This window comes from Amycolatopsis vastitatis, assembly GCF_002234595.1.
Lineage (GTDB): Bacteria > Actinomycetota > Actinomycetes > Mycobacteriales > Pseudonocardiaceae > Amycolatopsis > Amycolatopsis vastitatis.
Genome location: NZ_NMUL01000057.1, coordinates 36,454 through 59,585 on the forward strand (window position 1 = coordinate 36,454; position 23,132 = coordinate 59,585).

At 70.9% G+C, this 23,132-nt stretch carries 22 protein-coding genes; 13 read left to right on the top strand and 9 right to left on the bottom strand.

Translation table 11 applies throughout. The features are described 5' to 3' along the window. Positions 1-2: 2 nt before the first annotated feature. Positions 3-1,139 (top strand): CaiB/BaiF CoA transferase family protein, encoded by a 1,137-nt coding sequence (locus tag CF165_RS41195; protein WP_093953013.1) that lies wholly within the window; start codon positions 3-5, stop codon positions 1,137-1,139. Here the strand turns inward: CF165_RS41195 and CF165_RS41200 are convergent. Beyond that, positions 1,136-1,666, bottom strand: a complete 531-nt coding sequence (locus tag CF165_RS41200) for a GNAT family N-acetyltransferase (protein ID WP_093953014.1) — start codon at positions 1,664-1,666, stop codon at positions 1,136-1,138. The two genes, CF165_RS41195 and CF165_RS41200, sit on opposite strands and share 4 nt — an antisense overlap. A 256-nt stretch (positions 1,667-1,922) precedes the next feature. On the opposite strand from CF165_RS41200, the gene CF165_RS51905 reads away from it, so the two are divergent. The 5 genes from CF165_RS51905 to CF165_RS41220 all read left to right on the top strand — a co-directional run bounded on the left by CF165_RS51905 (position 1,923) and on the right by CF165_RS41220 (position 5,211). Then, on the top strand, positions 1,923-2,090 hold the full coding sequence (locus CF165_RS51905) for a hypothetical protein (RefSeq protein WP_167441725.1): 168 nt from the start codon (positions 1,923-1,925) through the stop codon (positions 2,088-2,090). 360 nt (positions 2,091-2,450) lie between these two features. Beyond that, entirely contained in the window at positions 2,451-2,933 is a 483-nt protein-coding gene (locus CF165_RS41205; RefSeq protein WP_093953015.1) for a transcriptional regulator, read from the top strand. Positions 2,934-3,049: 116 nt separating this feature from the next. Continuing rightward, on the top strand, positions 3,050-3,964 hold the full coding sequence (locus tag CF165_RS41210; protein ID WP_093953016.1) for a lytic transglycosylase domain-containing protein: 915 nt from the start codon (positions 3,050-3,052) through the stop codon (positions 3,962-3,964). Positions 3,965-4,448: 484 nt separating this feature from the next. Beyond that, on the top strand, positions 4,449-4,856 hold the full coding sequence (locus CF165_RS41215) for a hypothetical protein (protein WP_439098544.1): 408 nt from the start codon (positions 4,449-4,451) through the stop codon (positions 4,854-4,856). Between the two features lie 10 nt (positions 4,857-4,866). Then, entirely contained in the window at positions 4,867-5,211 is a 345-nt protein-coding gene (locus CF165_RS41220; protein ID WP_020644968.1) for a DUF3817 domain-containing protein, read from the top strand. Here CF165_RS41220 and CF165_RS41225 read toward each other — a convergent pair. Beyond that, the gene (locus CF165_RS41225) at positions 5,189-6,622 is read right to left on the bottom strand and encodes an MFS transporter (protein WP_093953018.1); all 1,434 of its coding nucleotides are present in this window, start codon (positions 6,620-6,622) and stop codon (positions 5,189-5,191) included. The genes CF165_RS41220 and CF165_RS41225 overlap by 23 nt on opposite strands. Before the next feature lie 134 nt (positions 6,623-6,756). Between CF165_RS41225 and CF165_RS41230 the strand changes: the two genes are divergently transcribed. Continuing rightward, positions 6,757-7,329: a TetR/AcrR family transcriptional regulator gene (locus tag CF165_RS41230; protein ID WP_093953019.1), complete on the top strand. Its 573-nt coding sequence runs from the start codon at positions 6,757-6,759 to the stop codon at positions 7,327-7,329. A 20-nt stretch (positions 7,330-7,349) separates the two neighbouring features. On the opposite strand, the gene CF165_RS41235 is transcribed toward CF165_RS41230, so the two are convergent. After that, positions 7,350-8,942, bottom strand: a complete 1,593-nt coding sequence (locus CF165_RS41235) for a monocarboxylic acid transporter (RefSeq protein WP_093953020.1) — start codon at positions 8,940-8,942, stop codon at positions 7,350-7,352. After that, positions 8,939-9,388, bottom strand: a complete 450-nt coding sequence (locus tag CF165_RS41240) for a DUF485 domain-containing protein (RefSeq protein WP_093953021.1) — start codon at positions 9,386-9,388, stop codon at positions 8,939-8,941. The genes CF165_RS41235 and CF165_RS41240 overlap by 4 nt, the downstream gene beginning before the upstream one ends. A 1,009-nt stretch (positions 9,389-10,397) precedes the next feature. On the opposite strand from CF165_RS41240, the gene CF165_RS41245 reads away from it, so the two are divergent. Genes CF165_RS41245 through CF165_RS41260 form a run of 4 tightly spaced genes read left to right on the top strand, consistent with a single transcriptional unit; the run spans position 10,398 to position 15,888 of the window. Next, entirely contained in the window at positions 10,398-14,120 is a 3,723-nt protein-coding gene (locus CF165_RS41245) for a sensor histidine kinase (protein WP_093953022.1), read from the top strand. Next, positions 14,117-14,569, top strand: a complete 453-nt coding sequence (locus tag CF165_RS41250; RefSeq protein WP_093953023.1) for a roadblock/LC7 domain-containing protein — start codon at positions 14,117-14,119, stop codon at positions 14,567-14,569. The genes CF165_RS41245 and CF165_RS41250 overlap by 4 nt, the downstream gene beginning before the upstream one ends. A 7-nt stretch (positions 14,570-14,576) precedes the next feature. Further along, positions 14,577-15,296, top strand: a complete 720-nt coding sequence (locus tag CF165_RS53045) for a DUF742 domain-containing protein (RefSeq protein WP_240522041.1) — start codon at positions 14,577-14,579, stop codon at positions 15,294-15,296. A 28-nt stretch (positions 15,297-15,324) separates the two neighbouring features. After that, positions 15,325-15,888 carry a GTP-binding protein gene (locus CF165_RS41260; RefSeq protein ID WP_004561255.1) on the top strand — a complete coding sequence of 188 codons (564 nt, stop codon included), beginning with the start codon at positions 15,325-15,327 and terminating at the stop codon, positions 15,886-15,888. Between the two features lie 141 nt (positions 15,889-16,029). Here the strand turns inward: CF165_RS41260 and CF165_RS41265 are convergent, their stop codons facing one another. Genes CF165_RS41265 through CF165_RS41275 form a run of 3 tightly spaced genes read right to left on the bottom strand, consistent with a single transcriptional unit; the run spans position 16,030 to position 17,433 of the window. Continuing rightward, positions 16,030-16,671, bottom strand: coding sequence for a DUF899 domain-containing protein (locus CF165_RS41265; RefSeq protein WP_093953024.1), 642 nt, complete (start codon positions 16,669-16,671; stop codon positions 16,030-16,032). Continuing rightward, positions 16,668-17,108 carry an SRPBCC family protein gene (locus tag CF165_RS41270; RefSeq protein ID WP_093953025.1) on the bottom strand — a complete coding sequence of 147 codons (441 nt, stop codon included), beginning with the start codon at positions 17,106-17,108 and terminating at the stop codon, positions 16,668-16,670. The genes CF165_RS41265 and CF165_RS41270 overlap by 4 nt, the downstream gene beginning before the upstream one ends. Continuing rightward, entirely contained in the window at positions 17,101-17,433 is a 333-nt protein-coding gene (locus CF165_RS41275; RefSeq protein ID WP_093953026.1) for an ArsR/SmtB family transcription factor, read from the bottom strand. The genes CF165_RS41270 and CF165_RS41275 overlap by 8 nt, the downstream gene beginning before the upstream one ends. Positions 17,434-17,569: 136 nt before the next feature. Between CF165_RS41275 and icmF the strand changes: the two genes are divergently transcribed. Then, on the top strand, positions 17,570-20,803 hold the full coding sequence (gene icmF, locus CF165_RS41280; protein ID WP_093953027.1) for a fused isobutyryl-CoA mutase/GTPase IcmF: 3,234 nt from the start codon (positions 17,570-17,572) through the stop codon (positions 20,801-20,803). Here icmF and CF165_RS41285 read toward each other — a convergent pair. Then, positions 20,800-21,495, bottom strand: coding sequence for a class I SAM-dependent methyltransferase (locus CF165_RS41285; RefSeq protein WP_093953028.1), 696 nt, complete (start codon positions 21,493-21,495; stop codon positions 20,800-20,802). The two genes, icmF and CF165_RS41285, sit on opposite strands and share 4 nt — an antisense overlap. 77 nt (positions 21,496-21,572) lie before the next feature. Here CF165_RS41285 and CF165_RS41290 point away from each other — a divergent pair, with 77 nt between their 5' ends. Then, the gene (locus tag CF165_RS41290; protein WP_093953029.1) at positions 21,573-22,403 is read left to right on the top strand and encodes an LLM class F420-dependent oxidoreductase; all 831 of its coding nucleotides are present in this window, start codon (positions 21,573-21,575) and stop codon (positions 22,401-22,403) included. Positions 22,404-22,411: 8 nt separating this feature from the next. On the opposite strand, the gene kstR is transcribed toward CF165_RS41290, so the two are convergent. Beyond that, positions 22,412-23,038, bottom strand: coding sequence for a cholesterol catabolism transcriptional regulator KstR (kstR, locus tag CF165_RS41295; RefSeq protein WP_086849903.1), 627 nt, complete (start codon positions 23,036-23,038; stop codon positions 22,412-22,414). Positions 23,039-23,132 lie beyond the last annotated feature (94 nt).

Genomic DNA, 23,132 nt, shown 5'->3' on the forward strand with positions numbered 1-23,132 from the left:
CTATGAAGGCAGGTCCGCTCAGCGGCCTGAAGGTGGTGGAGCTCGCCGGTCTCGCGCCCGGCCCGTTCGCCACGATGATCCTCGCCGACCTCGGCGCCGACGTCGTCCGCGTCGACCGCGCGCAGCCGGGGGAGGACATCCTCGGCATCGGGACCGATCCCCTCGCGCGCGGCCGCCGGTCGGTGGGCATCAACACCAAGACGCCCGAAGGCGTCGAGCTGGTGCTGAAGCTGTGCGACACCGCCGACGTGCTCATCGAGGGCTTCCGCCCGGGCGTCGCCGAGCGGATCGGGCTCGGGCCCGACGTCGTGCACGCCCGCAACCCGCGGCTCGTCTACGGCCGGATGACCGGCTGGGGACAGGACGGTCCCCTGGCGAAGGCGGCCGGGCACGACATCAACTACATCGGCATCGCCGGCGCCCTCGAACCGATCGGCCGCGCGGGGGAGCGGCCGGTGCCGCCGCTCAACCTCGTCGGCGACTTCGGCGGCGGCGGGCTCCTGCTGGCGATGGGCATCCTCGCCGCGCTGTACGAACGGAACACGTCGGGCCGCGGCCAGGTGGTCGACGCGTCGATGGTCGACGGCGCCGCGCTGCTCACCACGAGCCTGCACGGCATCAAGGCGGCCGGTCTCTGGTCGGAAGAGCGCGGCGAAAACATGCTCGACGGCGGCGCGCCGTTCTACGACACGTACAAAACCCTGGACGGCAAGTACGTCGCCGTCGGCGCGATCGAGATGCGGTTCTGGGGCGACCTGGTCCGCGTGCTGGGGCTCAACGCCGACGAGCTGCCGCTGCACGTCGACAAGACGCAGTGGCCGAAGCTGCGCGAGATCGTCGCCGAGGCCGTCGCCCAGCACACCCGCGACGACCTCGTCGCGCGCGCCGAAGGCACCGACGCGTGCCTGACGCCGGTGCTCTCACCCACCGAAGCGCCGTCCCACCCGCACAACGCCGCCCGCGGCACGTTCGTCGAGATCGGCGGCATGGTGCAGCCCGCGCCGGCCCCGCGGTTCGACCGGACGCCGCCGGACACCCCGGAAGCCCCGCACGCCAAGGGATCCGACACCGAGGCCGTGCTCGCCGAACTGGGTGTCACGGACCTCAGGGCGCTGCGCGAGGCCGGGGTGATCGCCTAGCTCTTCGCGAGGTCGGAGCGCACGACCGAGTAGACGACGCTGTCACGCCACTCGCCGTCTCGAAAGCCGTAGCCGCGAAGGACTCCTTCGCGCGTGAAGCCGGCTTTTTCGAGCGAGCGCTGTTCGGCGCGGTTGCCGACCTCGGTCGTCGCTTCGACGCGGTTCAGCTGCGTGTGCGCGAAGAGGTATTCGACGAGCAGCCGCTGGGCCTCGGTGCCGTAGCCGTGGCCGCGGGCTTCCGGGGCCAGGACGAGGCCCATGTTCCAGCAGAAGGACGTCGGCCCGGTGCGGGTGCGGTGCCAGGAGACCAGCCCGAGCACGCGGCCGCCGAGCGTCGGCACCAGCATGCCGTTCTCGGTGGTGAGCATCCCGGTCTCGTGCCACCGGCGGCGCAGGTAACCGGGGTCGTGCCAGCCGAACCACTGGTGTTCGCCGGTCGCCGCGGGATCGTTGGTCAGCCGTTCGAGCAGGTCGAGATCGGCCTCGGCCACGGGCCGGAGCACGACTCCGGAGACCTCGTCGTCCATCCGGCGACCTTATCGGCCGCTTGACCGGAACCACGGCACCACGCGCAAAACCGCCCGGTCGAGCCATGACCCGTGACTGAGCGGTCATGACCCGTGATTCGGGGGTCGACACGCGTGATCGTGGTCACCCCGGCGTCCCGCTGGACGAGCACGCTGCCGCTCCTCGGGTTGATCGAGGTGTCTTCCTGACACGCCTTCCCTAGAGTGTTGGGGTGGCCACTCCCAGGACGGGGACGGCGAGCCGGGGAGGAAGCACATGTCGGGCGGCGTGAAGAAGATCCTCATCGTCGGTGTGGTCGCGCTCGTGCTGTTCTTCCTCATCACCCAGCCCCACCAGTCCGCCGACTTCGTGCACCGCGTCCTCGGCTGGCTCAAGGACGGCGCCGAAGCGATCGTCACGTTCTTCCGGGCGCTCTTCTCCTGACCTGCGACACCCGTGCGCCGGCACCGCTTCGAGCGGTGCCGGTGGCTACCCTGCGTGTTAGCGGACGGTAAATCACCCAGCGTCACCAATCTCGGATTTCGGACTTCACGCTCGACCATCCGGGTGGATTGCGGCTCAAAACACGCAGGTCGGCGAATTCGTGGCAGCCGGGGTCTGGCGAAGACGACCACCCCGGCCCTACGGTGCTCACATTGCGTGATCGGGTGGTTCGCCACCCCCTCGGAGAACCCCGATACGCAGGCAGTTTCCACTCAGCAAGGTGCAGGTTGGTGCGTGCGGCACCACTGCGTGGGACAGGCGTCAGGGCCTGTCCGTCGGGGACCTACCAAGGAGGCAGGGATGACCGGAGATCCCGGAGTGGACGCGTTGATCCGGCAGTGGGCCGCCGAGCGCGAGCGGACCCCGGAGGAGCAAGAGGTCGACCGCATCGCGTCCGCGTGGCTGGCCGACGCTCCCCCAGCCGCCCCGGGCATCCCCGGCCAGCGCGCCCGGTCCGGACCGTCGCGCTTCGTCCCGGTCGAATCGGCCGACCCCGGTTACCTCGCGGCGATGCGCAGCCGGCTGCCGGAGGTGCCCGAAGAGCTCCTCACGGCCGCCGCGGGCTGGTGGCAGATGGTCGGCGGGGTCGCCGAGGCCGAGGAGTGGTGGGACGCCGGCATCAGCCCGCTCGACCAGCGGGCCCTCGACTACCGGGCGGCCGGGCTCGCGCCGTCCGACCTGAGCCGCCGGCTCGGGCCGATGACCGTCCTGCAGCACCTGCGCCGCGGCAGCGCCCCGGCCTGGTGCGTGGCGCGGCTCGCGCGCCAGCAGAAGTCTGCTTGATTCCGACACGGCCGGGTGAACCGGCGTGGTGAGACGATCTCGGCGGCCCGCGTAACGCTAACCTGCGCGGGCTCGTTGAGCAGTCGTCGACATCACGCCGGAGAACCGGGAGTTTCGTGCGCAGGAGTACCGGAAAGACCGAGGACGACCGGATCGACGCCGTCGACCAAGCCGCCCCCGCCGCCCCGGCACCGTCGCCGCGCTCCGCGGGTGTGGCCGTCCTCACCCGGCTGGCCGTCGTCCTCGCCGTGCTGGCGGTCGCCGGCGGCGGCGTCTGGCTCGTCACCCGTGCTTCGACACCGGAGGCGAGCCCGACCACCACCGAGATCCCCGCTTTGCAGGTCAAGGCGGCCGACGTCCGCCCGGGGTCGGTCGCCCCGGCCGGCGCGGTGGCCGGTGGCGCCGACCAGCAGACCACCCCGCAGCAGGCCCGCTCGCGCGATACCGGACCGGCGACGCTCGCGCAGTGGGCGAGCCAGGTCGCGGCGGTCACCGGCGTCCCGGCGCGGGCACTGTCGGCGTACGGCAACGCCGAGCTGGCGATGCGCGCGGACCAGCCGAACTGCCGGATCTCGTGGGCGACGCTCGCCGGCATCGGCCGGATCGAGTCCAACCACGGCCAGTACGCCGGCGCGGTGCTCGGCGCGGACGGGCGGCCGTCCAAGCCGATCGTCGGCGTCCCGCTCGACGGCTCCGCGGGAGTCCAGGCGATCGGCGACACCGACGGCGGCCGCTACGACGGCGACGCGGGCGTCGACCGGGCAGTGGGACCGATGCAGTTCATCCCGGGCACGTGGCGCAAGTGGGCGTCCGACGGCAACGGCGACGGCCTCGGCGACCCCCAGCAGATCGACGACGCCGCCCTGGCGGCGGCTCGTTACCTGTGCGCGGGCGGGCGGGACATGGCGAGCCCGTCGGGCTGGTGGGCGGGGATCCTGTCGTACAACAACTCGACCGAGTACGCCCAGAAGGTGTTCGGCCTCGCCGACGGCTACGCCAAGGCGGCCCAGTCGATCCACAAGCAACGCTGAATGTGGACAACTCGGCGGTGTCCGGTTGCTGAGGGCCGGATTGTCGGGCGCTGCCGATAAACTGGACTTGGGGACGCCCCCCAGGGCGGGTGGGGGAGGTTTCCGGCGGGGGCTTCGGCGAAGTCGGGCTCCGGACGGATCCGCGGTGTCGTGAATGACTCTTTCCTGTCGCCGGACGCCATGAATGAGTCATTCACTACATCCGACCACCACGAAGCCGACCGTTAGCCCGTCGAACCATCGCGCATGTGACGCAGCCCCGCTGAGTGCCTGCCTGTTCGCGCAGGACAGGCGGAACCGGCTGGGCGGCGCCCCTTGGGACCCGGGTGACAATGTCTCGACCCGGACCGGGCGAAGCCGATTACTGCGGGCGTCACGCCCGGCTCGGGCGGCCGGTCGGCGCGGCCCGCCGACTTTGCCGGAACCCTGCTCGGAGCGGGCGGGGGTTGGGGTCTCTCAGGCGCCCAGTGCTAGCGTCAAAGCCGTGCCAGCATCCCCTCCGCCGGCGGGATCCCCCTGGGGCCGCCGGATCGCGATCGTCGCGACGTGCCTGGTGAGCCTGCTCGTCTGCTGCGGGCTCGCCTGGTGGCAGTGGGACCGCTTCACCTCGGCGAACGGCACCTTCCAGAACCTCGGCTACGTCCTGCAGTGGCCGCTGTTCGGGCTGTTCCCCGCCTTCATGTTCTGGCGGATCCGCAAGCTCCGGCAGAAAGCCGAGGCCGAGGGGGCCCTGCCGGAGACGCGATCGCCGGAGGCGCCCGCGGCCGAGGTGCCCGCCCCCCGCCCCCGTCCCGATCTTCCGGACGGGGACGAGGACGAGGACGACGAGCTGGCCGCGTACAACCGTTACCTGCGCGAGCTGAACGCCCGCGACCAGCAGGCCGCAGAGTGAGGACGACCCGATGACCACCAGCACCGAAGGTGCCGCGCAGACCGCGGTGCCGCTTTCCGGCCCCCTGGTCCGGTTCCGCACCGCCGCCTACGTCACCGGCGTCGGCCTGCTCGGCCTGTGCTTCGTGATGGTGCTTCGCTACGCCTTCGGCAACCCGACGCCGTCGGCGATCTACTCGCCGATCCATGGCGTGCTCTACATGATCTACCTGGTGCTGACCATCGACCTGGCGATCAAGGCCCGCTGGTCGATCAAGGGCACCGTGCTCGTGCTGCTGGCCGGCTGTGTCCCGTTCGTCTCGTTCCTCGTCGAGCGCCGGGTGACCCACAAGGTCAAGGCCGGGCAGAAGCTGTAGCCGCGACCTGACGGCGGAAGGTCAGCGCCACGAGGACCGTGCACGCCGCGAACACCGCGGACGTGGCGAACGCTGCGGTCATCCCGTCGACCGTGAGCTGAGCGCCGGTCGAGCCCGACGAGCGGGTCACCGAGCCGAACACCGTGATCAGGACGCCCAGCCCGAGCGTGCTGCCGACCTGCTGCATGGTCTGCAGCACGCCGCCCGCGGCACCCGCGTCGTCGGTGGGCACGGTGGCCATCACGATCACGTTGAGCGGAGCGAACGACAGCCCGCCGCCGAGTCCCATCAGCAGCAGCGGCCCGAGCAGCGCCGGGAAGTACGTGCTGTCCGTGGTGAGCAGTGCCAGCCAGGCGACGCCGGTGACCATCAGCAGGGACCCCGTGACGGCCAGCGGCTTCGGCCCGTAGCGGGGGAGCAGCCGCGGCACGAGCCGGCTCATCGCGAAGATCAGCGCCGCCATGGGGAGGAACGCGAACCCGGTGGCCAGCGCGGCGAAGTGCCGGATGTCCTGCATGAACTGGGTGAGGAAGAAGAACATCGACATCATCGCCATCGGGCCGAGGAAGAAGTTGACGTAGGCCGCGCTGCGGTTGCGGTCGGCGAACAGCCGGAGCGGGACCAGCGGCATCTCGCTGCGGGCTTCGATGGCGACGAACCCGGCGAGCACCACCAGGCCGGTGGCGAGTGTGCCGAGCGTCACGGGGTTCCCCCAGCCGTCGGACGCGGCGTGGGTGAAGGCGAACACCAGTGAGGCGACGCCGAGCGTGCCGGTGATCGCGCCGGGCAGGTCGAGGTGTGCCCGGCGGCGCTGGGGTTCGGGGACGAAACGCGGCGCGAGCAGGACGATCGCCAGGCCGAACGGGACGTTGATGAACAGCGCGGCGCGCCACGAGATCCACTCGGTGAGCAGGCCGCCGACGATGAGGCCGATCGCGAACCCGCCGCTGGACATGGCGGAGAACAGCGCCAGCGCCCGGACGCGCGCCTTGGCCTCGGTGAACGTCGTGGTCACCAGGGCCAGGGTGCTCGGACCCGCCATGGCGGCGCCGACGCCCTGCAGGGCACGGGCGGCGATGAGCAGCGCGGCCGAGTCGGCGAGGCCGCCGGCCAGCGAGGCGAGGGTGAACAGGGCGGTGCCGGCGACGAACATGCGGCGGCGGCCGAACAGGTCGCCCGCCCGGCCGCCGAGCAGCAGGAGACCGCCGAAGACCAGGCTGTAGGCGGTCATCACCCAGGACAGGCCCGTGGCGGAAAAGCCCAGGTCGGACTGGATGCGCGGGAGCGCGACGTTCATCACCGTCGCGTCGAGGATGAGCATGAGCTGGCAGGTCAGGATGATCGCGAGGATCAGCCCGCTGCGCCGGCGTGCGGCCGGTGCGAGCGCGCGGTCGAGCGTTTGTTGCGACAAGGGATACTCCCCCACGGAGTAAGAGAAGAAGCGGAGATGTTCTCCACTTGCGTGCGATCCGATAATATGGAGAGCGTCTCCGGATGCGCAAGTGAATTCGGAGAATCTCTCCGGTTAGTGGCGAGGAGGCCGGGATGCCGGGTGGGACCACGGAGCGTCCGATGCGGGCGGACGCGCGCCGCAACTACGAACGCATCGTCGCGACGGCGAAGGACCTCTTCGCGACGCAGGGCGCCGACGTGCCGCTCGACGACGTCGCCAAGAAGGCCGGCGTCGGCGCGGGCACGCTCTACCGGCACTTCCCGACCCGCGAGAAGCTGTTCGAAGCGGTCTACCGCGACGAGATCACGGTGCTCGCCGACCGCGCGTTCGTCCTGCACGACGAGCTGGGCCCGTGGGAGGCGCTCGAAGCCTGGCTGCTCGCCCAGGTGACCTGGGTGGTCGAGCGGCACAAGCTGGCGACGATCCTCAAGGAGTCCATCGACGCCGGCTCCGAGACCTTCGTCTACTGCCAGAAGCACCTGCGCGAGGCGACGGGCACGCTCGTCGAGGCCGCGCAGGAGGCGGGGCTGGTCCGCCAGGACGTCACGGGCGCCGACGTCCTGCGGCTGGGCCACGGCGCCGGCATGGCGGTCCGCAACTGCACGCCCGAAGACGGGAAGCGGGTGCTGGACGTGATCCTCGACGGACTCCGCGCGACGCCGTAGCCGATCGGGAGGTCAGGCGGTCAGGTCCCGATCCCGGTCATCGACCGGACCTCCATCTCCGCCTGCTTCTCCGCGTCCGCCTTCGGCCTGCCGACCAGAGTGCCCACGAACCCGCACAGGAACGAGAACGGGATCGACGCCAGCCCCGGGTTCTTCAGCGGGAACCAGGCGAAGTCGACGCTCTTGAGGATCGCGTCCGGGGCACCCGAGACGACCGGTGAGAAGAGCACCAGCACCAGGCACGCGATCAGGCCGCCGTACATGCCCCACAGCGTGCCCGTCGTGTTGAAGCGCTTCCAGAACAACGAGTACAGCAGGGTCGACAGGTTCGCCGACGCCGCCACCGCGAACGCCAGCGCCACCAGGAACGCGACGTTCTGCCCGTTCGCCAGCACCCCGCCGACGATCGCCAGCGCGCCGACCACGACCGCGGTCAGCCGCGCCACCCGGACCTCGTCCTCCGGTTCGGCGTTGCCGCGCTTGAAGATGTTCGCGTACACGTCGTGGGCGAACGAGGCCGACGCGGTGATCGTCAGGCCGGCCACCACCGCGAGGATCGTCGCGAACGCCACCGCGGCGATGACGCCCAGCAGCAGCGTCCCGCCGATGTGCAGGGCCAGCAGCGGGGCCGCCGAGTTCTCCCCGCCCGGCGCGCTCTTGATCTCGTCCGAGCCGACCAGCGCGGCCGCGCCGAAGCCGATCACCAGCGTGCACAGGTAGAAGACGAGCATGCACACCGTCGCCCAGACCACCGAGCGCCGCGCCTCCAGGGAGTTCGGCACGGTGTAGAAGCGCATCAGCAGGTGGGGCAGCGAGGACAGGCCCAGGATCAGGGCCAGTGCGAGGGACACGAAGTCGAGCTTGGTGGTGTCGTCCTTGCCGTACGAGCCGCCCGGTTCCAGCAGGTGCTCACCCAGCGGGCTCTTCTCGGTCGCGGCCGAGAGCAGGTTCGAGAAGCTGAAGCCGTACTTGCCGATCAGGAACACCGCGATCAGCACCACGGCCAGCATCAGCACGCTGGCCTTGACGATCTGCACCCACGTGGTGCCCTTCATCCCGCCGACCAGCACGTACAGCACCATGACCAGGCCGACCACGCCGATCACCAGCGCCTGCCCGAGCCGGGTGTGGATGTTCAGCAGGAGGGCGACCAGGCCGCCGGCGCCCGCCATCTGCGCCAGCATGTAGAACAGCGAGATCACCAGGGTCGACGTCGCCGCCGCGGCCCGGACCGGGCGCTGGTTCATCCGGAAGCTGATGACGTCGCCCATCGTGAACCGGCCGGTGTTGCGCAGCAGCTCGGCGATCAGCAGCAGGTCGACCAGCCACGCGACCAGGAAGCCGATGGAGTAGAGGAAGCCGTCGTAGCCGTGGACGGCGATCGCGCCGGCGATGCCCAGGAACGACGCCGCCGACAGGAAGTCCCCTGAGAGGGCGATCCCGTTCTGGCGTCCGGTGAAGGCGCTGCCCGCGGCGTAGTAGTCCGACGTCGAGGAGTTCCGGGCGCCGGCCCGGTAGACGATGTACAGCGTGATCGCCACGAACAGGCCGAACACGACAGTGTTGACGATCGGGTCGCTGGCGGGCGTCCCAGCGGCCGCGAGCGCGGTCATCGGCGCTTCTCTTGTGGCAGGCCGGCCCGGATTCGCAGCTCGGCGACCCGCGGGTCGAGGCGGCGGCGCGCGTAGCGCAGGTAGAGCCACGTGACCAGCGCCGTGCTGACGAACTGGCCGAGGCCCAGCAGGATGGCAACGTTGACTTGGCCGAACACCTTGCGGCTCATGAAGTCGTGCGCGTAGGCGGCCAGCAGGACGTACGTCATGTACCAGGCGAAGAAGGCGAAGCTCAGCGGGAAGACGAACCAGCGGAACCGGCGGCGCAGGGCCTTGAACTCGGGGCTGGCCTGGATTGCCGGGTAGTCGGGGCCCGTGCGGGTGGCGGGCTGGTGGTCGGGCTGGTGGTACTGGACGCCGGACGGGCGGTCGCCGGTGAACAGGGCCGGCAGCTGGCCGGTCTCCTCGAGGGCGTTGCCCGTCGCGGGACGCGCGACGTCGTACATGGTGCCTCCGGCAGGTGCCTCCGTGGCGGCGGGTCCGGCGCCTGCGGACAGGCCCCGGGCCGCCCTTGCGGGCTGCGAGCGAACATCGTAACTACGCCGGTTGGCGGGTACCGAAGGTGGCCTTCGTCGTGCCGTCCGGCCCGAAAGGTGGTATTCGTTTTGCCGTCGACCACGTCGAATGCGCACCGACGGCAAGACCGTGGGCGGAACACCGGTAATGCGGAAAAGAATTGTGACGGGACGTTGTCGGATCCGGTGCGCGCTGCGGCGAATGGGGTAGTTGCGCCGTTTGGACCCGCCCGATGGTCACGGAGCGTGTCCGAAACTCCTCGCGGGTGGCGGCCATGAGGGTTGCGCGACCGCGATGAATGGGCGAAGATCCACTGGTCAGTGCTGGGTTTCGAAAGAAATCACCGGGTCGGGGCAGGGTGTGGCGCAACGCCACAACATCGGGCACACCTTGGGACTTGACCCACTCGTTGGAGGCACGGAGGGTAGATCGTCCGAGGGATGCTGCTACCCTTGATGGACTAATCGGGTGACGACCGGATGTCCCTGGCCCACGCGTCCGGTAACCGGAATTCCCGCTTCGGGCCCGGTGAGGCGGAATGGGATGGTCCGTGTCCGATCGCGAAAGCGCTTTTCGCAGGTCAGCGCCCGGATGGGGAACACAATTGACCGGCCGTGCTCCGGGGGTACGATTCTTTGGCCCAGCTGACCGCAGCGATCGATTGGCACCGATTAAGTTGATCTCGACCCCCGTGCACAACGCAACTTGCGACGTGCACGTGCAGAGTCCCGGGCAGGGGACGGCGAGGTGGTGTTCGCCCGGCGACGGGCGCGCGGACGGCGGGGCAGCCGGGGACGAGCGCGGGCGCCCGGGAAGCGGCAGGGTGGGGACGGCACGTCCGTCCGACGGCCCGCCGCGAGCCGGGACGCCGCGCCGCCGACGCGGATCCATGACGCCGGACAGGGAGTCACCTACGTGACCGTTGCAGGAGAAGGTCAGGTGCCCGTCGGGGAATTGCTCGGCCGAGCACCCCGGCGGTCGAAGGGGAAGGCCCTGTGGCGCGCGCTCGTGCAATGGCGCGACTGGAGCCTGCCCGTCAAGCTTTCGGCCGTCACGGTCGTGCCCATCGCCCTCGCCCTGGTGCTCGGCATCACCACGATCGCCGCGCAGGTCGGCCGCTCGGACGACTACCAGCGGCTCGACCGGCTCGTCGCGCTCGGCGGCGGGGTGCGCGCGCTCACCGGTGCGCTGCAGCAGGAGCGCACGGTCACCGCCGCGATGCTGACCGACGGCACCGTCGGCGGCACCCCCGAGCTGGCCGCGGCCCGCAAGGCCACGGACGCCGCGGTCGGGCCGTTCACCGCGGAGCAGGCCCGAGCGGCCGAAGCCGAGCCCGGCGTGGCCGGGGCGGCGGGCGCGGCCACCGCGCAGGTCGGCAACCTCGCCTTCCTGCGCCGCCAGGTCGACGGCGGCCAGCTCGGCCCCAGCCAGGCCGTCACGGCGTACGCCGCCCTCACCGGCTCCCTCATCGGCCTCGACACCGCGGCCACGGCGGGTGCCGGCGACGGCACCCTCGGCGGCACGCCCGCCGGGCTGCACGAACTCCTCGTCGCGGGCGAGCAGGTGTCGCTCAGCCAGGCACTGGTTTCCTACGGCATCGGCCGCGCCGGGCTGACGCCGAGCGAGCTCGCCACGCTGCGGGCCGCCGAGCTGCGGCTCGCCGACCGGCTCGTGGACTTCCGGTCCGCGGCGGGCGACACGCTGCAGCGGGACTTCGCGGCGATCGCCGAAGGCGCCCAGGCGCAGAGCCGGGCCCGGATGGTCGAAACGGTGGTGAACGCGCCGGCCGGCGCGACGGACAACGCGTTCCGCGCGCTGTCCGCCGCGGACTGGAACGCCGCCTCCACGGCGCTGCGCACGCAGATCGGCCAGGTCGCCGACCGGCTCGGCGCGTCGGCGTCGCAGCGGTCGGCGGAGCTGGTCGACTCCTCCAGCAGCGGCGCCGGCCTGCTCGCGGTGCTGCTGTTCGCCACGATGGTGCTCGCCGTCGCGGTCGTCTTCCTCATCACCCGTCAGCTGCTGCGCTCGCTGAGGGTGCTGCGCCGCAGTGCCCTCGACGTCGCCGAGACCGCGCTGCCGGAGGCGGTCCGCAACATCCAGGAGGGCCGCGCGCAGGGCACCGACGTCCGGCCGGTCCCGGTGCAGACCGACGACGAGGTCGGCGAGGTGGCGCGGGCCTTCGACAAGGTGCACCACCAGGCGCTGCGGCTGGCGACCGAGCAGGCGGCGATGCGCACCGGCTACGGCAGCGTCTTCGTCAACCTCTCGCGGCGCAGCCAGAGCCTGGTGCAGCGGCAGCTGCAGCTGATCGAGCAGCTCGAACGGGACGAAGAGGACGCCGACCAGCTGGCGACGCTGTTCCAGCTCGACCACCTCGCCACCCGGATGCGGCGCAACAACGAGAACCTGATGGTGCTCTCGGGCGCCGAGCCGGGACGGCGGTCCGGGAAGCCGGTCGGCACCACCGACATGCTCCGCGCCGCGGTCTCGGAGATCGAGCAGTACCAGCGGGTCCAGGTGCAGCCGCCGCCCCCGGCCCGGATCGTCGGGTACGCCGCGAGCGACCTGATGCGCCTGGTCGCCGAGCTGCTGGACAACGCCACCGCGTTCTCCGCGCCGGAGACGTCGGTCACCGTGGCGTCGCGGCTGGGCGAGGACGGCTCGCTCAACATCGACATCCTGGACAAGGGCATCGGGATGAACGGGTGCGAGGTCATCGAGGCGAACACCCGGCTGACCGAGGCCGGATCCGTCGACCTGGTCACGTCACGGCGGATGGGCCTGTTCGTCGTCGGCAGGCTGGCCAGCAGGCACCGGATCGGGGTGTCGCTGCACGGCGGCAAGGACATCGTCGGCGTCCGCGCCACCGTCGTCGTCCCGCCGGACCTGGTGATGCCGGTGACCGACGGCCCGGTGACCGGCCCGATCGGCGCGGTGCAGCAGCACCCGACCAGTCCCGCGGCGGGCAACCAGCTGCCGCGCCGCCCGGTCAACGGCAGCACGCGCCCCCGGCCGGTGGTGCCCCCGCAGCCGGCGATGGGGGAGGAGCGGTGGCCGTCGGCCAGCGACCTCGCCGGGCTGTCCGGCGTCCGCCCGCCGTCGGACCTGGAGATCTCCGGGACGGCGTTGTTCGCCCCCATCCCGAAGGACGGCGAGGTCCCGCCGCAGCGTCCCGCCGTGCCGCAGGTGCCCGCGGCGCTGCCGCTGCCCCAGCGGCAGCCGGACCGGCCGCGGGAGCAGCCGCCGCGCGCGGGCGACCTGCCCGCGGGCAAGGACCTGTTCTCCGCCAACGAGACCACGCTCAGCGACTGGTGGCAGCAGGCGACGACCGCGGCCCACCCGGCGTCGGCTCCGCCCACCCCGGCCACGGACCGCTCGGAGACGACGCCGATCTTCGACGAGATGCTGTCGGCGTGGTTCCGCGAGGACAAGCCGGCCGCCGAGGAGAAACCCGCTGCTTCGGAAGAAGCGGCGACGGAGGCCGCGGAAGCCGAGCCGCAGGAGCAGCGCAGCTGGGACTTCGCGAGCGACGAGAACTGGCGCACGGTCCAGGCGGTCACGCAGGCCGCGCCGACGGCGTTCACCGAGGCCGGGCTCCCGCGCCGCCGCCGGGGCGAGCAGCTCCTGCCGGGCAGCGCGATCCCGGCGGCGGCCCCCGCCGAGCCTGCCCCGGCCGGCCCGGAGCTCCCGGTCCGCGACCCGGCGGACGTCCGCAGCCGGCTCAGCAGCTTCCAGCAGGGCGTGAGCCGCGGCCGCCGCCAGACCCGCCGGCCGGCCAAGCCGCAGTCCGCCAGGACGACCGGGCAGCCGCCGACACCGCAGTCCGGCGTGCCCGGGCTGGGCACCAGCCAGACCGCGTTCGCGCCGCAGCAGGCCGCGCCGGCTCAGGAGCCGGTCACGCAGGCGCCGGATGCCGGCCAGGCCGCGGCCGGGGCGCCGGGAGCGTCCGGAGACTCGCAGCCGGTCGCGACGGCTCGGGGATCGGCTGTTCCGGAGGCATCGCCGCAGGCCGGTTCCGCGCGGAAACCTGACCCGCAGGAGTCACCCGCGGCCGGTGCGGAGTCCGGTGTCCTGCCCGAGCCCGATCAGGCCGAGGCGAAGTCCGGTGTGCTGCCGCGGCGTGGCCAGGCCGGTTCCGGGTCCGGTGTGCTGCCGCGGCGTCAAGCCGGTTCCACCTCCGGTGTGCTGCCCCAGCCGGGCGACGCCGGGTCGCCGAACGGCCTGGACCCGGCGGATCCGGGCCGGCAGACCTGGTCGGGACGGCTGCCCGTCGCGGACGGCCGTCCCGCCACCCCGCCGTCGTCGCTGCCCTCCCGTCGGCCCGCGGCTCCGGAAACCCCCGCCCCGCGCGACGAGGAATCCGCGGTGGAGGCCACCGCGGAGTGGAACTTCGGCACGGACGAGGGCTGGCGCGCGGTGCAAGCGGTGTCCCAGTCGACACCCGCGACATTCACTTCGGCAGGATTGCCCCGTCGCCGTCGCGGGGAGCAGCTGCTCCCGGGCAGCGCCGGACCGTCCACCGGGGCCACGGCCCCCCGACCACAACGGGACGCACACGACGTGCGGGGCCGCCTGCGGAGCTTCCAGCAGGGCATCGAGCGCGGACGCCACCGCACCGCACAGGCGGCCGAGACCAACCACGAGACACTGGAGGGTGAATGACCTCGCCGGGTAACGCTCAGCCGACGCAGAATCAGTTCGGCTGGCTGGTGAACGACTTCGCGGAGCGGGTGCCGGGTGTGGCGCACGCCGTGGTCGTCTCGGCGGACGGCTTGCTGCTGACCGCGTCGAACCGGCTTCCGCTCGATCGGGCCGACCAGCTCGCCGCGGTGGCTTCGGGCCTGGTCAGCCTCACCCAGGGCGCCGCCCGCTGCTTCGAGGCCGGGGCGGTCAACGAGACCGTCGTCGAGATGGAGCTGGGGATCATGGTGCTGATGTCGATCAGCGACGGCTCCTGCCTGGCCGTGCTCGCCGCCCCCAACTGCGACATCGGCCAGGTCGCCTACGAGATGACGATGCTCGTCGACCGGGTCGGCCAGATCCTGACCCCGGAGCTGCGCGCCCAGCTGCAGGGATCGGGCGGGTCGCTGATCGGTGAGCCGGTGGGATGATGGCGCGATGAGCACGGGGTCCGGATCTTTCGGTGAGCCACCGGAGGCGCACGACGCTGCCTTCGGCCGGCGGGACGACGACACGTTCGCCGACGTCCTGAACGGCTTCACCCTGGATTCCGGCCGTGCCCGCCGGAAGCGCAAGAAGAGCAAGGAGTCCCCGCCACCCCCGGCCGCCGGTGCGTACCCGGCCGCGGAACCGCCGGCGTCCGCGCCGTCGGCCGACCAAGGAGATCGTGTGACCTCTTTAGTCTCTCCACCCGGCAGTACCGACTCCGACGGTCCCCGGCCAGGGGGGTTGTTCGACCCGGGCCCGCCCAGCGGCGAGTTCGTGATGCCCGCGGTGTTCGAGCAGCCGGCCGCGCACGAGGACCTGACGGCGATCGTCCGGCCGTACGCGCTGACCGGCGGGCGCACCCGGGCCAATTACGCCCTGGAGCTGGAGACACTGATCTCCGCGAAGGACTACGCTTCCACCGGTGGCTTCCCCGAGGTGGCCGCGGAGCAGATCGAGTGCGTTGCGATCATGGAAGAGTGCCGGACCCCGCGTTCGGTCGCCGAGATCGTGGCGGCTCTGCGGGTGCCTCTGGGCGTGGCCCGGGTGCTGATCAGCGACGCGGCCGACGCGGGGCTGGTCACGGTGCACAAGACGGTTACGGGCAATGACGGCGCCGAGGCACATCTGGTGTTGATGGAAAGGGTTTTGAGTGGACTCCGTCGGCTTTAAGGCACCGCGGGACACCGCGCCCCCCACCATGACTTCCGCCAAGATCGTGGTGGCGGGCGGGTTCGGTGCGGGGAAGACGACGTTCGTCGGGTCGGTGTCGGAGATCGTGCCGCTGACCACCGAGGCGATGATGACCGACGCCAGCGTCGGCGTCGACAACCTCGACCACACGCCGGGCAAGTCGACGACGACGGTGGCGATGGACTTCGGCCGCGTGTCGCTGGACGCGGACCTGATCCTCTACCTGTTCGGCACGCCCGGGCAGCAGCGGTTCTGGTTCATGTGGGACGACCTGGTCCGCGGCGCGATCGGCGCGGTGGTGCTGGCCGACACGCGCCGGCTGGCCGACTCGTTCGCCCCGATCGACTTCTTCGAGGACCGGGGCCTGCCGTACATCGTCGGGATCAACACGTTCGACGGCGTGCTGGAGCACGACATCAACGACGTCCGCGAGGCGCTGTCGATCGACCCGAACATCCCGATCGTCCGCTGTGACGCGCGGGACCGGGAGTCGACGAAGCAGACGCTGATCACGCTGGTCGAGTACGCCATGCGGCAGTGGATCGCGCTGCGGGCGGCCAACGCCCGCTGACACGCCGGGGCCCGGGACACGCCCGGGCCCAGCGCCGCGGTGGCGCAGCAGCACGACGCGTCCGTCGAAGGTGCGCGACCCGGCCAGTTCGAGGCCGAGCCGCGCGGTGCCCTCGGCGAACGGGCGCGTCCGCGAGAACTTTCAGTACTCGTCGTGGCGCCGCCACCAGGAGCTGGGCGCGTCGTCGCCGCGGCTCTCCTCTTCCCATGCCTCCTGCCGGCCCAGCGGCGTGATGTCGAGGTAGCGATGTGACGCGAGGAACATCTCGCCGCCCCGGCCGGAGGTGAAGTACGTCCGGTAGACGTCGTCGCCGTCGCGGAGGAAGACGCTGACGCCGAAGCCCTTGCCGACGCCGCAGTCGTCCGGGAACGTGGTGCCGTGTGCGGACACCCACGGGACGTCCCACCCCATGCGCTTCTTGTACCGCTCGATCTCGGCGAGCGTCGCGGGCGCGACCACCGTGAACGTGACGTCCCGGGCGTGCAGGTGCGCCAGGTGCGGGACGTTGTCGACGATGAGCGAGCAGCCGGGGCAGCCCGCCTCGTCGCCCGGGTGCAGCATGAAGTGGTAGACGATCAGCTGGCGGCGGCCCTCGAAGAGTTCCAGCAGCGACACCGGCCCGGCCGCGCTGTCGAACGTGTACTCGCCGAAGCGGACCATCGGCAGCCGCCGTCGCTCGGCGGCGAGGTGGTCGGCCGCCTTCATGTGCGCCTTCTCCTTGGCCAGCAGCGCGTCGCGCTCGGCTTGCCATTCCGACGGCGAGACGATCCGGGGCAGGGTCATCGCGGTTCCTTTCCGTGGAGGTGGCCGGCCAGGCGCTCGAAGCACTCGGTCCAGCCGGTGTGGTGGCCGTCGCGGTCTCCGCCGGTGGGGAAGCCGCGCTGGGTGAACGTCATTTCGGTCTTGCCGCCGGCGTCCGCGAAGCCGATGCTCACGAGCGTCTCCGCCCGCAGGTCGCCCTCGGTTTCCCAGACGAAGCCGAAGACGATCCGCGACGGCGGGTCGAGCTCGCGGTAGACGCCGCGCATCCAGTGCTCGTCGCCGTCGGGCGAGGTGATGCACGCCCGCCAGAGGCCGCCGGGCCGGGCGTCGACGGTCACCGCGGACCCGGTGAACCCCCGCGGCCCGAGCCAGCGCGCCAGCTGGTCGGGGTCGGTCCACGCGGCGTAGACGAGCTCGCGCGGCGCGTCGAAGAGCCGCGTGATGGTCAGCTCAGCCATCGGTCCTCCCCTGCAGCTCGCGCAGGTGCTCCTCGAGGCGGTCGAAGCCGTCGTCCCAGAACCGGCGGTAGGCCGCCACCCAGCCGGCGACGTCTTCCAGGGGTTTCGCCTCCAGCCGGCAGGGCCGCCACTGGCGGGTGCGGCCGCGGGTGATCAGCCCGGCCTGTTCCAGCACCTTCAGGTGCCGGGATACCGCGGGCAGGCTCATCGGCAGTGGCTCGGCGAGTTCGTTCACGGTCGCTTCGCCTGCCGACAGACGGGCGAGGATGGCGCGCCGGGTGGGGTCGGCGAGGGCCGAGAACGTCCGGCTCAGCGTGTCGGTCATTTCACCATCCTGTTAATTAACGTACTCGTTAAATATAGGCGCGAGCTGGGACTTGTCAAGTTCTCCGGGTAGCCCTGAGAGCCGCGTCACTGGTCCTCGGGTTTCCAATAGTAGGAAGGCAAAGTATTTTGGAGGGATGAGCAGCGAGCTGTACCGCCCTGGGCACCCCGTCCGGTTCGTCACCGCGTCGAGCCTCTTCGACGGCCACGACGCGTCGATCAACATCATGCGGCGGATCCTCCAGTCGCAGGGCGCGGAGGTCGTGCACCTCGGCCACAACCGGTCGGTCGACGAGGTCGCCACCGCGGCCATCGCCGAGGACGTCCAGGGCGTCGCCATCTCGGCTTACCAGGGCGGGCACGTCGAGTACTTCTCCTACCTGGTCGAGCTGCTGCGCGAGCGCGGCGCCGGGCACATCAAGGTCTTCGGCGGCGGGGGCGGGGTGATCGTGCGCGAGGAGATCGAGCTGCTGCACTCGCGCGGCGTCGCCCGCATCTTCTCGCCCGAGGACGGCTACGAGATGGGCCTGCCGGGCATGATCAACCTGATGATCAAGGCCTGTGACGTCGATCTCGCGGCCGAGGCTCCCGCGCTGGACAAGGTGCTCTCCGGTGACGTCGCCGCGCTCTCCCGCGTCATCACCCAGCTGCAGGCGGAGCGGCTGCCGGGCGAGCTGCTCAGTGGCCTCACCGACGCCGCGGCCAAGCGGGAGGTGCCGGTCCTCGGCATCACCGGCACCGGCGGCTCGGGCAAGTCGTCGCTCACCGACGAGCTGATCCGCCGCTTCCGCCTCGACCAGGAGGACAAGCTGCGGATCGCGGTGCTCGCCGTCGACCCGTCGCGGCGCAAGGGCGGCGGCGCGCTGCTCGGCGACCGCATCCGGATGAACTGCCTCGACGGCTCTCCGGTGTACTTCCGCTCGCTGGCCACGCGCACGACGTCGGGGGAGATCCCGGCCGGCCTGCGCGAGTCGATCCTGGCCTGCAAGGCCGCCGGCTTCGACTTGGTGATCGTCGAGACGCCGGGCATCGGCCAGGGCGACGCCGGGATCGTCGACTTCGTGGACCAGTCGCTGTACGTGATGACGCCGGAGTTCGGCGCCGCGTCGCAGCTGGAGAAGATCGACATGCTCGACTTCGCCGACGTCGTCGCGATCAACAAGTTCGAGCGCCGTGGCGCCGAGGACGCCCGCCGCGACGTCGCCCGCCAGCTGGTGCGCAACCGCGAGGCCTTCTCGTCCGCGCCGGAGGACATGCCGGTGTACGGCACGAGCGCGGCGAAGTTCAACGACGATGGCGTCACCGCGCTGTACCAGCACCTGCGCGGCATGCTCGCCGAGCGGGGCCTTGGCGTGTCCGCGGGAACCCTGCCGCGGGTCGAGGGCAAGGTTTCGACCGACGCGTCGACGATCATCCCGGGCAACCGCTCCCGGTACCTGGCCGAGATCTCGGAGACCGTGCGCGGTTACCACGCGAAGACCGGGCAGCAGGTCGCCGCGATCCGCAAGCGCGACGCGCTGGCTGTCGCGCGCGAAGAACTGTCCAAGGTGGACGCCTCGACCGACGCGCTGGACGGCCTGCTCGCCGCCGCCGAGTCCGATGTGGACGGCGAGTCGACAAAGCTCCTCTCGCGCTTCCGTTCGCTCGCCGAGGAATACCGCCAGGACGAGCTGGTCGTGAAGGTCCGCGACAAGGAGCTGCGCACGCAGCTGTGGCGTGACACGCTGTCCGGCAACCGGATCCCGCGCGTCGCGCTGCCGCGGTACGCCGAGTCCGGCGAGCTGCTTTCGTTCCTGCGCCGGGAAAACCTGCCGGGCTACTTCCCTTACACGGCGGGCGTTTTTCCGTTCAAGCGCGAGGGCGAGGACCCGGCACGCATGTTCGCCGGCGAAGGCGACCCGTTCCGCACCAACCGGCGGTTCAAGCTGCTCTCGGCCGACTCCGAGGCGAAGCGGCTCTCGACGGCGTTCGACTCGGTCACGCTCTACGGCCACGACCCCGGCACCCGCCCCGACATCTACGGCAAGGTCGGTACCTCGGGCGTGTCCATCGCGACGCTCGACGACATGAAGGTCCTCTACGACGGCTTCGACCTGACCGCGCCGAACACGTCGGTGTCGATGACCATCAACGGCCCGGCGCCGACGATCCTCGCCTTCTTCCTCAACACGGCGATCGACCAGAAGCTGACGGACTTCCGCGACGAGCACGGCCGCGAGCCGTCCGACGCCGAAGCCGCCGAGCTGCGCGAGTGGGTGCTGCGCACCGTCCGTGGCACGGTGCAGGCCGACATCCTCAAGGAGGACCAGGGCCAGAACACCTGCATCTTCTCCACCGAGTTCAGCCTCCGGATGATGGCGGACATCCAGGAGTGGTTCATCGAGCACGGGGTGCGGAACTTCTACTCGGTGTCGATCTCCGGCTACCACATCGCCGAGGCCGGGGCGAACCCGATCTCGCAGCTGGCGTTCACGCTGTCCAACGGCTTCACCTACGTCGAATCGTACCTCGCGCGCGGCATGGACATCGACGACTTCGCGCCGAACCTGTCGTTCTTCTTCTCCAACGGCATGGACGCGGAGTACTCGGTGCTGGGCCGGGTGGCGCGGCGGATCTGGGCGGTGGCGATGCGCGAGCGCTACGGCGCGAACGAGCGGTCGCAGAAGCTCAAGTACCACGTGCAGACCTCCGGGCGGTCGCTGCACGCGCAGGAGATGAGCTTCAACGACATCCGCACCACGCTGCAGGCGCTCTGCGCGCTGTACGACAACGCGAACTCCTTGCACACCAACGCCTTCGACGAGGCGATCACGACGCCGTCGGAGTCGTCGGTGCGCCGCGCGATGGCCATCCAGATGATCATCAACAAGGAGTGGGGCCTGTCGAAGAACGAGAACCCGCTGCAGGGCTCGTTCATCATCGACGAGCTGACCGACCTGGTCGAGGAGGCCGTGCTGGCCGAGTTCGACCGGATTTCGGAGCGCGGCGGCGTGCTCGGCGCGATGGAGACCGGCTACCAGCGCGGCAAGATCCAGGACGAGTCGATCCTGTACGAACGCAAGAAGCACGACGGGTCGCTGCCGATCATCGGCGTCAACACGTTCCGCAACCCGCGCGAGGGCGAGGATGACGTCGAAGTCGAGCTGGCGCGCGCGACGGAGGACGAGAAGAAGTCCCAGCTGGACCGGCTGGCGGACTTCCAGCACCGCCACCACGAGGAGGCCCAGCAGGCCCTGAAGGCGCTGCGCGAAGCGGCCACCCGCGGCGGCAACCTGTTCGGGGTGCTGATGGATGCCGCGCGGGTGTGCTCGCTCGGTCAGATCACGGAGGCGTTCTTCGAGGTGGGCGGCCAGTACCGCCGCAACGTCTAGCGGCGCACGGCCGTCAGGTACCAGACCGGGACGAGGGCCCGGCCGTCGGCGTCGGTGTCCATCCCGGTGAGGCCGCCCGGCTCCTCGCCGAGCACCACGCGGACGCTCTGCCGCAGCTCTTCCGCCGTCATCGACGTCGTGTAGACGGTCGGTTCGAGCTTCTCGATCGTCCAGTCCTTCCCCACGGTCTCCCGCAGGTCGGCCTCGCTGATCAGGTACGGCGCCGGGAAGCCGTCCGGCACGTCCGGGGAGAAGGCGAACAGGTGCAGGCGCGCCCCCGGCCGCGTCGCGCGGGTCAGCGCGGCGAGGTATTCGCGGCGCTCGTCCTCGCTCAGGCAGTGGTAGAGCGCGCTGTCGAGGACCGTGTCGAAGCGGCCTTCGTAGCCTTTGAGCTTGGTCGCGTCGGCGACCGCGAACTCGATGTCGAGGCCCTTGTCCGCGGCGCGGGCGCGGGCCTGCTCGACCGCGGACGGTGCCCCGTCCAGGCCGGTGACGTGCAGGCCGCGGGAGGCGAGGAACGCGGAGTTGTCCCCGAGGCCGCAGCCGATGTCGAGGACGTCACCGGTGAACGCGCCCCCGTCGGCCAGCGCGACGACGGCGGGCTGCGGCGCGCCGAGGTCCCACGGCATCTTCCGGCCCATCGGCGTGTCGCCCTGGTAAAGCTCCTCGAAGTCGACGTCCTGAACGTCCATCACTGCCCCCTTATTCAACGTATGATGAGATGACTCCATCCTGCACCCCCTGGCAGGCGGGTGGTAGTCCTTGAAGCATGAAATTCGGGATTTCGACGTTCGTGACCGACGAGGGCATCCGGCCGGACGTGCTGGGCGCGGCACTGGAGGAGCGCGGGTTCGACTCGCTGTTCCTGGCCGAGCACTCGCACATCCCGGTCAGCCGGGAGACGCCCTACCCGGGCGGGGGCGACCTGCCCCGCGTCTACTACCGCACGCTCGACCCGTTCGTGGCGCTGGCCGCCGCCGCGACCGCGACGTCCGAGCTGCTGCTCGGCACCGGGATCGCCCTGCTGATCCAGCGCGACCTCATCCACACCGCCAAGGAGGTCGCCTCGCTGGACCTGATCTCCGACGGCCGGGCGCTGTTCGGTGTCGGCGTCGGCTGGAACCGCGAGGAGATGCGCAACCACGGCACCGACCCGACGACGCGGGGCGCGCTGATCGACGAGCAGCTGGCCGCGCTCAAGGAGATCTGGACGAAGGACGAGGCCGAGTTCCACGGCGAGCACATCGACCTCGACCCGATCTTCAGCTGGCCGAAGCCGGTGCAGAAGCCGCACGTCCCGATCTACATCGGCGGCGAGAGCGAGGCCGCCCTGAACCGCCTGGCCAAGTACGGCGACGGCTGGCTGCTCCGGGGTTACACGAAGTACCAGGAGGCTCAGCGGGTCCGTGGCTGGCTGGCCGAACAGGGCCGCGAAGACGTCCAGTTCGCGGTCTTCGGCGGGCCGACGACGCCGAAGGTGATCGACGGTTTCCGCGAGGCCGGCGTCGAGCGGTACACGTTCCTGCTGGACACGCTGCCGGAAGCGGAGACGCTGAAGGCGCTCGACGAGCTGGCGAAGGTGGCCGCCGCCCACCGCTGAGGCGGCGGCTACTTGTCCAGCAGCAGGTGGACCGACAGCTCGAGGCGGTTGGCGACGTCGGCGGCCGAGGCGCGGCGGGTCACCCAGGCCACCAGGTTCGCCATCCAGACGTCCGCGACCACGTGGAAGATGTCGCGGTCGGCTTCGGTCGGCTCGGCGATGCCCATCGCCTTGGCGAACATGTTCTCCATCAGCCGCCCGACCTGCTCGACCTCGGCCGCGGCGGAGGTGTCGGCGAACATGAAGGCCCGCACCATGGCTTCGGTCAGGTGCGGGTCGCGCTGCATCATGCGGGTGTTGCGGCCGAGCACGAACATCAGCCGTTCGGCGGGCGTGTCACCGGGAATGGCCTGGCGTTCCAGCTTCTCCTGCGCGCGCTCGAACTCGCGGGCCAGCCCGGAGACGAGCAGGTGGATCTTCGACGGGAAGTACCGGTACAAGGTGCCGAGGGCGACGTCGGCCTTCTCCGCGACGGCGCGCATCTGCACGGCGTCGTAGCCGCCCTTCGAGGCCAGTGCGAGGGTCGCGTCGATGATCCGGCGGCGGCGGTCGCGCTGCGCGGCCGAGCCGAGTTCGTCGGCGCCGATCGCGCTCAGGCCGTTGCCGCGGGCCTTCGTCTTGCCGGGCATCGGCATTCTCCCGTCCTTCGGAACTTGTTCCAGTTCACGAAGTAGATTACCCGTCCTGGCGAAACGTTCAACGATCGACTCGCTGGCCTAAAAACTATAA

What these genes read in the sequence shown, in the direction of transcription:
- CF165_RS51905 (WP_167441725.1), top strand. Translation starts at nt 1,923, where the DNA reads ATGTCGGGCGGCGTGAAGAAGATCCTCATCGTCGGTGTGGTCGCGCTC.
- CF165_RS41285 (WP_093953028.1), bottom strand. Translation starts at nt 21,495, where the DNA reads ATGGACGTTCAGGACGTCGACTTCGAGGAGCTTTACCAGGGCGACACG.
- CF165_RS41250 (WP_093953023.1), top strand. Translation starts at nt 14,117, where the DNA reads ATGACCTCGCCGGGTAACGCTCAGCCGACGCAGAATCAGTTCGGCTGG.
- CF165_RS41260 (WP_004561255.1), top strand. Translation starts at nt 15,325, where the DNA reads ATGACTTCCGCCAAGATCGTGGTGGCGGGCGGGTTCGGTGCGGGGAAG.
- CF165_RS41265 (WP_093953024.1), bottom strand. Translation starts at nt 16,671, where the DNA reads ATGACCCTGCCCCGGATCGTCTCGCCGTCGGAATGGCAAGCCGAGCGC.
- kstR (WP_086849903.1), bottom strand. Translation starts at nt 23,038, where the DNA reads ATGCCGATGCCCGGCAAGACGAAGGCCCGCGGCAACGGCCTGAGCGCG.
- CF165_RS41195 (WP_093953013.1), top strand. Translation starts at nt 3, where the DNA reads ATGAAGGCAGGTCCGCTCAGCGGCCTGAAGGTGGTGGAGCTCGCCGGT.
- CF165_RS41220 (WP_020644968.1), top strand. Translation starts at nt 4,867, where the DNA reads ATGACCACCAGCACCGAAGGTGCCGCGCAGACCGCGGTGCCGCTTTCC.
- CF165_RS41270 (WP_093953025.1), bottom strand. Translation starts at nt 17,108, where the DNA reads ATGGCTGAGCTGACCATCACGCGGCTCTTCGACGCGCCGCGCGAGCTC.
- icmF (WP_093953027.1), top strand. Translation starts at nt 17,570, where the DNA reads ATGAGCAGCGAGCTGTACCGCCCTGGGCACCCCGTCCGGTTCGTCACC.
- CF165_RS41275 (WP_093953026.1), bottom strand. Translation starts at nt 17,433, where the DNA reads ATGACCGACACGCTGAGCCGGACGTTCTCGGCCCTCGCCGACCCCACC.
- CF165_RS41230 (WP_093953019.1), top strand. Translation starts at nt 6,757, where the DNA reads ATGCCGGGTGGGACCACGGAGCGTCCGATGCGGGCGGACGCGCGCCGC.
- CF165_RS41290 (WP_093953029.1), top strand. Translation starts at nt 21,573, where the DNA reads ATGAAATTCGGGATTTCGACGTTCGTGACCGACGAGGGCATCCGGCCG.
- CF165_RS41235 (WP_093953020.1), bottom strand. Translation starts at nt 8,942, where the DNA reads ATGACCGCGCTCGCGGCCGCTGGGACGCCCGCCAGCGACCCGATCGTC.
- CF165_RS41240 (WP_093953021.1), bottom strand. Translation starts at nt 9,388, where the DNA reads ATGTACGACGTCGCGCGTCCCGCGACGGGCAACGCCCTCGAGGAGACC.
- CF165_RS41200 (WP_093953014.1), bottom strand. Translation starts at nt 1,666, where the DNA reads ATGGACGACGAGGTCTCCGGAGTCGTGCTCCGGCCCGTGGCCGAGGCC.
- CF165_RS53045 (WP_240522041.1), top strand. Translation starts at nt 14,577, where the DNA reads ATGAGCACGGGGTCCGGATCTTTCGGTGAGCCACCGGAGGCGCACGAC.
- CF165_RS41205 (WP_093953015.1), top strand. Translation starts at nt 2,451, where the DNA reads ATGACCGGAGATCCCGGAGTGGACGCGTTGATCCGGCAGTGGGCCGCC.